General features: G+C 65.5%; 9 protein-coding genes. 1 reads left to right on the top strand and 8 read right to left on the bottom strand.

The window, feature by feature from the left end:
- Positions 1-66 precede the first annotated feature (66 nt).
- The 5 genes from IEY87_RS37445 to IEY87_RS37425 form a co-directional block, all read right to left on the bottom strand.
- On the bottom strand, positions 67-411 hold the full coding sequence (locus tag IEY87_RS37445) for a hypothetical protein (RefSeq protein WP_189143573.1): 345 nt from the start codon (positions 409-411) through the stop codon (positions 67-69).
- Positions 412-421: 10 nt separating this feature from the next.
- A complete protein-coding gene (locus IEY87_RS37440) occupies positions 422-655 on the bottom strand; it encodes a hypothetical protein (RefSeq protein WP_189143572.1) in 234 nt (77 codons plus the stop codon).
- A gap of 230 nt (positions 656-885) precedes the next feature.
- Entirely contained in the window at positions 886-1317 is a 432-nt protein-coding gene (locus IEY87_RS37435) for a hypothetical protein (RefSeq protein WP_189143571.1), read from the bottom strand.
- Positions 1318-2169: 852 nt separating this feature from the next.
- Positions 2170-2508 (bottom strand): hypothetical protein, encoded by a 339-nt coding sequence (locus tag IEY87_RS37430; RefSeq protein WP_189143570.1) that lies wholly within the window; start codon positions 2506-2508, stop codon positions 2170-2172.
- Positions 2505-2741: a hypothetical protein gene (locus IEY87_RS37425; protein WP_189143569.1), complete on the bottom strand. Its 237-nt coding sequence runs from the start codon at positions 2739-2741 to the stop codon at positions 2505-2507. Before IEY87_RS37425 ends, IEY87_RS37430 begins: the two co-directional genes overlap by 4 nt.
- A 178-nt stretch (positions 2742-2919) precedes the next feature.
- Between IEY87_RS37425 and IEY87_RS37420 the strand changes: the two genes are divergently transcribed.
- The gene (locus tag IEY87_RS37420; protein ID WP_189143568.1) at positions 2920-4275 is read left to right on the top strand and encodes a hypothetical protein; all 1356 of its coding nucleotides are present in this window, start codon (positions 2920-2922) and stop codon (positions 4273-4275) included.
- A gap of 232 nt (positions 4276-4507) precedes the next feature.
- Here IEY87_RS37420 and IEY87_RS37415 read toward each other — a convergent pair whose 3' ends face one another.
- The 3 genes from IEY87_RS37415 to IEY87_RS37405 form a co-directional block, all read right to left on the bottom strand.
- On the bottom strand, positions 4508-5074 hold the full coding sequence (locus IEY87_RS37415; RefSeq protein WP_189143567.1) for a hypothetical protein: 567 nt from the start codon (positions 5072-5074) through the stop codon (positions 4508-4510).
- A gap of 514 nt (positions 5075-5588) precedes the next feature.
- Positions 5589-5876, bottom strand: a complete 288-nt coding sequence (locus IEY87_RS37410; RefSeq protein WP_189143566.1) for a transposase family protein — start codon at positions 5874-5876, stop codon at positions 5589-5591.
- Positions 5877-6551: 675 nt separating this feature from the next.
- Complete coding sequence (locus IEY87_RS37405) at positions 6552-7967, bottom strand: L-fucose/L-arabinose isomerase family protein (RefSeq protein ID WP_189143565.1); 1416 nt, start codon at positions 7965-7967, stop codon at positions 6552-6554.
- Positions 7968-8019 lie beyond the last annotated feature (52 nt).

Below are 8019 nucleotides of genomic sequence, written 5' to 3'. Positions count from 1 at the left end.
TGAAATCAACCCCCAGCCGAACCGCTTACCTGACCATACGAAGATCGTGAAAGATCGAGGTTAAGATCAACTTTTCCCGGCGCAGGACTGGTTGCCGGTCAAGGCGGCGGCACGGTGCCAGTTCAGGAATCTGATCACGTCAGCGTTGGATGGTGACAGCCGTGAGCAGGCACGACGTTGTTCTGCGACCCAATCTATTGCGTTGGAAAAATCTGCGCGCGCAGTTTTTCTCAAAGTGGCCGGCTCGGCAGTAGCCGCCTGGCTGTGCCCCTCATCGGTTGCAAATGGGGCCAGATCCTCTTTTCTGGCCCATCTCCGCTTCAGGCTTGGAAACGCCTTCTCCTGCCACCAGCTCTTGATATGAGGAGCAGCTATAGCGGCGCCGGCGGCGGCAGCAGCAAGAATCGCCAAGGCGATGAGCTCACTTGCCGGATCTTTGGTAGTGCTGAACGTAGTTATATCCCGTGGAGGTGCCGTCATCATCGTCCGGGAATTTCAGATCGTAGGCCATTCCGGAAATGGTGCCATCATCCCGACGCAATCCACCCGTGCTCAAGTTATCGCCGGTGATATCATTTCCCTCTTTGTCGCGTGTAGGTACTTTACCTACGATCCGACGGAAATCTCTGTCGTTTTCCATTTGCAATACCCCCATGGCACCAGTTCCCTGGGACCGTCGATCATGGCACGATAGGCAATCACGTGGAGCCCTCTCGAAGACGTGGATCTTGTCGCAAAGACCTGTCCATCGATGGCTCCACGCCCATTTCGAGCACCGTCCGGCCCGATCGGGTATGCCCGTGTCGATCAGATCTGACCCGACCCCTCGCTGAGATCACCTCCGCGCAGGGCAGATTGAGATCGCCATCAGGCAACCGCTGACCCTCAACCAGCGCCTTGGAGGATCGGCGCGACCTCAATCTCGATTGACACCGCCCAAAGCAGGTCGTCAACACCGTTCGTAGCCAGCCATTCGTGAATATCAGCGGCAAACTGCTCCACATCGGCCTGGTCCGGAACTCCAAGCCGTACGGCAGCCACCTTTAGATTCTGGCCGAAATACCGGATGATCAGCGAACGGTCATCCCACCTGGTTACCTCGCTTTCCAGCCCGGAGCAGCCGTTTACTCGCGAAGCGCCACCCAAACCAAAGACGAACCGCCGCCCGTCAAGCAGCTCCACCATGACATCGGCATCCTTCCCATGACCAAAAAGGACGATCTCCGAGAGTCGTTCGCCCGCAAGCGGCAGTTCCGTCCAGATTGGGGACGGTTTCTGGTACATGTACTCGCGAATGGTTCTGACATAGCTGCTCATGAACTGATCGTAGCCACATCATTACTCTACTGAGGCAAGGTCGGGACAAGCTCGCTGCCGATCTACGCGCGTGGGATCGGGGCCGTCATCGTGCCCTGCGAATGTGCGGACGAGCACCGAGCCGCGCTGCGCGCTCTGCTGCTGAGGAAACAGCCCTGGCTGCATTGGCGCGACGAACGACCGAAACGCCGTCTTGAGATCACCCGCGCTGCAGCGGCCCTCCACCCGGACCCTGAGGGACTACTTATCGGTGATCACCCGGTCGAGCACGTGAGCTGCGATTGAGGCGGACAGCGCAAAGCCCGGGTTCCCGTCAATTCCGGCGGTAAGCCCGGGCTCACTTCCTCTCCCCCTTGCAGGGGGCGGCAGGAAAAGCGTACCCCCCAGCCACCCGCTTGCACATCGCTTTCCGTCACAGCTTCGTAACTCTGCGGCACTCGATCGCCAAGGGATAGGGCCGCAGATGACGAAGCGGCCGCCGCGCAGCCAGATGCCCCGCCGCACGCCCACCTCGTTGGTCAACGGCTCCCCCGCGAGCTCGAGCCGCAGGTTCAGCCCGATCCGCGCCTCGTCGTCGCCGCACAGGCAGTACCGTTCAGCGGCCCCGGTAGCTTTCGGCCCCTTTACACCGGTCGTCGCCGACTCCCGTCGAGGAGTAGCAGTGGAGATGCACTCGGGCCGCTGAACCCGAGCATCCCAGCGTTCGGGTTCTTGCTGTCGCGCACGGCGAAGACGTCGTCCCGCCCGGACAGGATGTGCAGGGCAAGTCTTACGGGCGGCCTGAACCCCTGGGTGTCGGCAGGCCGCCCGCAGCCCCGCCGGCCGGGACCAGCATCCGACCGGCGGGGCGGCTCATCGGGCCTGGCCGGCCAGCAAGCGGCGCCACCACTCCTGCGCCTCCTCGCGGCGCCACCACTCAGCCGTCCAGGACACGGGCGGCACACCCTTGCAGGGAAGGGTGTGCCGGCAGATCTGGTAGGAGCCGGCGCAGGAGACCAGCTCATAGACGGCCATCCGGTAGGAGCAGGAGTACGCGACGACCCGCCCGCGCCCAAGGTCCTGCTCGATCCACCGCAGCACCGTACGCCCCGGGCGCGGCACGGCCGGATGCGGCGAGATCCCCGGACAGCCCTCGTCACCCTCCTCCGCCAGGACATCAGGCAGGGCGAGAACGGCGGCGGCCAAGGTCACTGGGCCATCCATGCGGCCGGGCGCGTCTGCTCGGCGATGCTCTCCTGCGCCGCGATGGCCTGGCACAACTTCACCAGGTCGTCGGCGTCGACCGTACGGTACGCGCCCGCATCCTCGACGGCCCGGGGGAACGCCCGCTCGCGCGTTGCCCAGAAGCGTCCGGCGTCGCTGCGCATGATCCGCCACCCGGCGAACACCGGACGAGCGGCGGCTACAGCCCTATCGTGGGTCATGGGTCAGGACCACCATCCTGATCAAGGGGTCCGTACGGCGGTTCCAGCGCCTACGGACCCCGCTTCGGTCGCGTCACCTCCGATTACAACAGCGTGTTACTGTTCGATCACAGATGTGATCGAGGGACGCTAAGGGCAGTCAGAACATCCCCCCAGGTCTGACAGCGAGGTGCACACGATGACCACTGAACGCCCCGCATGGGCCATTCGGCTACGCGCCGAGCGCCGCAACCGGTTCTGGAGCCAGAAGGACATGGCCCGGCACCTGGTCGAGGCCGCCAAAGACGACGTACGAGCCCGACTCCCCTCCCGGGAAAGCATCGTCCGCCGCATCAAGGCATACGAGGCCGGACACAACCAACCCGACGACCCCTACCGACTCCTGTACGCCCGAGCCTTCGGAACCGATGAGGCGGACCTGTTCGCGCACGACTCGTATGCGAAGTCCTGCGACGTTCTCCGTCCTCTCGTGGATGTCGCGCGTACTCTGGGAGTAGATCCCCCTACTTTCGCGGACACGATCGACATGGACATGCTGCGTCGCCGCCTGATCCAAACTTTGAGCGTACTCGGGTTGACGGGAACGCTTCCCACAGACGCGCTGGCGAACGTCCGGAGCACCGTCGCTCCCCCTGCCGAGAGCGTGGAGGACTGGGAAGAGATCGCATGGGGCTGGGCACACGCCCTCTCCGGGCCGCCCCGGGACACCCTCGCAGGTGTCGCCAATGACCTGGTCGCCCTGCGACAGGCCATCGATCACGCGCAGGAAGCCGACCGGCGCGAGCTGACCAGGGTCAACGCGCAGATGTCCATGGTCGTGGCCAGCGCACTGGGCCTCGTCGGCGATCCCAAAGAGTCTCAAGAATCCCACCGCTGGTGGCGCGCCGCGCAGATGACCGCCGAAGACTGCGGAGACTCTCCTCTCGCATCACTGGCCTATGCCCTGGACGCCACCCAGGCGCTCTACGAGCGACGCGACGAGGAGTACCTTCTCCGGCGTGTCCGCCGGGCGATGCGAGCAGCAGGCGACCAGCCCTGTCCAGGAGCTCTCCAAGCCCGCAGCACCCACGCCATACTCCTCGCCCAGCAGAAACGCACCATTGAGGCACGCGCCGAGGTGACCGCGATGGTGGCCGACTACGAAAGGGCGGCAAGCAAGGACGGGCCGGCGCTGGTCGGAGGATGGCGGCCTGCCCGGGTCTACCTGTATCAAAGTGCGGTCTACTCCACAGCCGGGGACTATCGCGCCGCAGAGGCCGCTCAAGACGCATACCGGAAACACAGCACCGCGCACACGGTCCGGCGCAGCAGCCTCATCGAGTTGCACCGAGCCCGATGCCTGGTCGCTGCTGGGGACGTGCTGGTCGGCGTCGAACACGCGAGAGAAGTCGTCGGCATGCTTCCCAGGGAGCAGCGGTCCGTTTCCGTGCGAGGTTCAGCGTCCGACCTGCTGACCGCTCTGCCCGCCGGCGCGCGGCACAACTCCTCGGCACAGGAACTACGAACCCTAACCGCCGGAGCATGCCCAGCCTGAACCCGATCCCTCTCTGACCATCGCGTACAGCAAGACGGCGCAGTCCGCCCAGAAGTCCGGCCGCGACTGCAGAAGATTTGCTCCATACCCCCTCAGTACGCCCTTCGGCTCGCCAATCTGACCTCGAAGGCCGCCGTACGGGCCTTCGCCGAGGAGATCGGAATCACCCTGGGAAGTACTCCCCAAGGCGGGCACAATGTCCGGTGAGATTTCGAGAAGGATCGCAATCACTTCAAGGAAGAATCTTGACGGCGTTCGCGTAGCGCACCTTCAGAAGGCCGGACAGGCGGTCGAGGGTGGGGCGGTTGGCCGCGATGATTTTTTCCTGGGCAGACGCATAGGCGCGCTTACGGGCGCCGCTGTAGTCGACCTTCAACCGGCACGCCTCATCGGCGACTGAGACGGCGATCTCGTCCTTACCGGGCGGCTGCCCCGCGCTGTCCTGCCCGCCTCGCCCGGCCCATCGCTTGTCGCTCTCGGCTGACGGTGGATCTGGGTAGACGAAGCCCGATGCGCGCATGCACTCGCTCCATGCCGAGCCGGCGGCCCGCACTTGGGGGTGGTTGTACGCGGCTATCGCGGCGTCGTCCATCAGGACGTAGAGGTTCTTGTAGATGTGCGGCTTGGCGGGCACCTTTCCGTCCGGGCCGGGAGCGTTTTCATTGAGCTTGCGCTGCGCCCATCCGTCACATCCTTCCGAAGGAACGGCACGGCCTTTGTACGTTTTCACGGTGCCGACGTGAACGGCGTCCTGCTTCCTCGGGATTTCGTACCCGCGGATGCCAGAAACGGCGGCCACGGCCTCCTCCCATTGTCCAGGAGGGCCGCCTGTAGCCATATTCGGCGACTTTCTTCGCCCCCAGCCAGCCGAGGTAGGACGCGTTCTTCGGATAGGCGATCGGCTTGGTGTCGTGTGGTTTGAATTTCAGTCCGTACCTGGCTAAGCATCGCTCTATCAAGAGATAGCGGGCGGTCTGCACCGTCGAGCGTTGTTCGGACGTCAAATCGTAGGCGTCCAGCGGCAGGACCAGGTCGTATTCATGCTGCACGGTGCGAGATTGCGGTGGGCCGGATGGGCTCGATGCACTGCAGGCGGACGCGGCACCTAAAAATGCTGTGATGCATACGATGGCGGCCATCGGACGGCGCTTCAAGTCTCTCCTATGACGACAAGCGGTATGGGTGTCATAGCCTACCTGGAATGCCATGCCGTCACGCCGGATTGTTCTGCCTGCGTGACGGCATGGTCGTCAGCTAATCACCGATAGTTTGGTATAAGGCCGGCCGCTCTAGTGACGTTTTCTCAGTGACTTTCAATTGATTCTGTGGTGCTCGAAGTGGACGAGGACGAGCGCGGCGCGTACGAGATCTCCGAGTCGGCTTGGGCTGAGGGTGGTCTGCTGGAGTGCGGTCCAGCGTGCGGTGATGAGGGCGAAGCCGCGTTCGCCGAGGCTGCGCAGGGCACGTTGGAGGGTGTTGTGGGTCCGGTTGTCGGGGCTGAGGTCGTAGCCGCCGGTGGGCTGCTTGAACGGCATGCGAATGCCGTGACCTGCTCCTTGGTAGCCGGGGTCGGCGAGCACGGGCCCTGGATGTGCCCTCAACCACCTGCCTCATCGAGCCAGCGTGCGTCTATCCTGTGCCACCGAACCTTGAGTGCGTGCCAGCGAAGGCTGAGCGGGTCCAGGACGGCCAAGCATCAGTCCCACGAGTTGAAGAGCGTCGCGCCAAGGGTCCCTGGCTGCCAGTGCTTGATCTGCCTCCACTCCGCGGCGGACAGAGCAGCAGTGTCCGCCTCTGCCAGGGGTGACATGAGCAGCGACGCACTCAAGACGGTAAAGCCGAAGTCGTTGAGGGGGGCTGCCCAGGCGGGTGGGTCCTGGAACCCATCGGTGTACCAGTAACACCGGTCGTCCACGAAGGCGATCAGTGGGTACTGAGCGTGGAACAGCGCAACGTGCACTCCATCTCGATCGTTGATCGTAGCGCTGTGAAAGTTCTGCGGGTACTGCTGTTCCGCAAAAGTCCCGACCTGCCCGCAGGCGGCCCGGGCTGCGGCGTACCAGGCGGCACGACACGCCCGAGGATCAGTCTCTGGCAGCGGCGAGTCGCTGGAGTGACGGAACCCCGTTGAGCCCCGCTCCAGTCGGAAGGCAAGCAGCGGTGAACCCGTTCGACGCTGACCGGCAGAAACTGGCACGCAGGCTACAGTCGCGGCAACAGCGGAACTGAAACGGGGTTGCCCGAGGGGACCTTCCTCTCGGGCTTCGTCCAGGACGTCAGACATGTACGACCTCCACCCCCATCAAATCTGCCAGCGCCCGCAGCTCCTCGGCCCGGTGGCCGGTGCCGAGGGCCCAGTGGTGGGAGATGCCGGTGGCGCTCCACGCGTCGGTCCACTCGCCCGGGTCGCGGCCGAAGTCGACCCGCGACGTGGTGTTGCCGATCTTCAGGTGCGGTCCGTCCACGGTCTCGCCCTCCGAGACGACGAAGCCGAACGTGCCGTCGCGCTTCTGCAGCAGTCCGAACGCCGTCACCGGCCCGTGCGCCACGTCGAACTCGACCGACACGCCCCACCCGCGCTTGCCGTGGAAGACGCCGAGGCCGCGCAGCAGCGGCTTGCGGGAGCTGATCTCCAGGTGGGCCGGGCCGTCGTGGCCCATCTCGACGTGCCCGCGCAGGAAGTCCAGCGCCTGCAGCTCGGTGAAGGAGCCGCCCGCGCCCAGCCGGTCCATGATCAGCATCGCGAGGGACGTACGCAGCTCGTACTCGCCGGCGGCGGGCACGCCGCGCGCGGTGAGCAGGGACGCGCCGAGGATCATGCCGGCGCCGAGCCGTTCGTGGATCTCGCCGTCGAGTCCGCGGTGGTAGTAGGCGAGGCTGTCGAGCTCGAAGTCGGCCACCAGCCGGTCGAGCCCGGCCGAGACCCGCGCCGCCCACGCGAAGTCCTCGGCGACGACGCTCCCGTCCAGCTCGAACACCTGGCGGGCCAGCTCCATCCGGTCCTTGACCTCGGCGTCGGTGACCTGCTCCACGCGTACCCGCAGGTCGTCGAACTCCAGCACCTCGACGTGCCCGCCGAGGTTCACCGGCACCAGCGTGAGGTCGGTGGCCACGTCCAGCATGCCCGGGTAGAGGTGGCCCATCAGCCCGTGCCGGCCGCGCCGCAGCGACGCGCGCACGCCGGCGGCCCGCACCCAGCGGCCGATCTTCGCCCAGGCCCGCTCGTCCTCCAGGTAGCCGGACACGGACCGGAACGGGATCCCGGCCCGGATGAAGGTGTTGGCCATCTCCGGCAGCGGGCAGGCGCCGCAGTAGGCCAGCCACTGACCGGTGTCGAAGGTGTCGTGGTCCATCGACTCGGTCGGCTGCAGGTTGATCAGCAGCACCGGCGCGCCGGTGCGCTGGGCTACCGGGAGCAGCATGGTGGCGGTCATGTAGGTGGTGAGGAAGCCGACGATCAGGTCGCATCCGGCCGCGCGCAGCTTCTCCGCCGCCGCGGCCCCCTCCTGCGCGTCGGAGACGAATCCCGCGTCCACCACCTCGCAGCCCAGCTCCCGCATCCGCTCCGACACGCGGGCGGAGGAGCGCTGGAGCTGCGGCAGCAGGTCGGGGAACTGCGGCCAGTACGCGCCGAGCCCGCCCGCGACGAGCCCGACCTTGGTGCGGTTGGTGGTGATCCGTTCGAGCGTCAAGACGCTCTCCCTTCTGTACGCCCGGAGCGGGCGGTCTTGCTGGGTACGACTC

The organism is Nonomuraea glycinis (assembly GCF_014646515.1).
Lineage (GTDB): Bacteria > Actinomycetota > Actinomycetes > Streptosporangiales > Streptosporangiaceae > Nonomuraea > Nonomuraea glycinis.
The sequence above is the reverse complement of the archived record's forward strand: the minus strand, read 5'-3'. Positions and strand labels throughout refer to the sequence as shown.

Coding starts and splice junctions, on each gene's coding strand:
- IEY87_RS37440 (WP_189143572.1), bottom strand. CDS start 655: ATGGGGGTATTGCAAATGGAAAACGACAGAGATTTCCGTCGGATCGTA.
- IEY87_RS37435 (WP_189143571.1), bottom strand. CDS start 1,317: ATGAGCAGCTATGTCAGAACCATTCGCGAGTACATGTACCAGAAACCG.
- IEY87_RS37425 (WP_189143569.1), bottom strand. CDS start 2,741: ATGACCCACGATAGGGCTGTAGCCGCCGCTCGTCCGGTGTTCGCCGGG.
- IEY87_RS37420 (WP_189143568.1), top strand. CDS start 2,920: ATGACCACTGAACGCCCCGCATGGGCCATTCGGCTACGCGCCGAGCGC.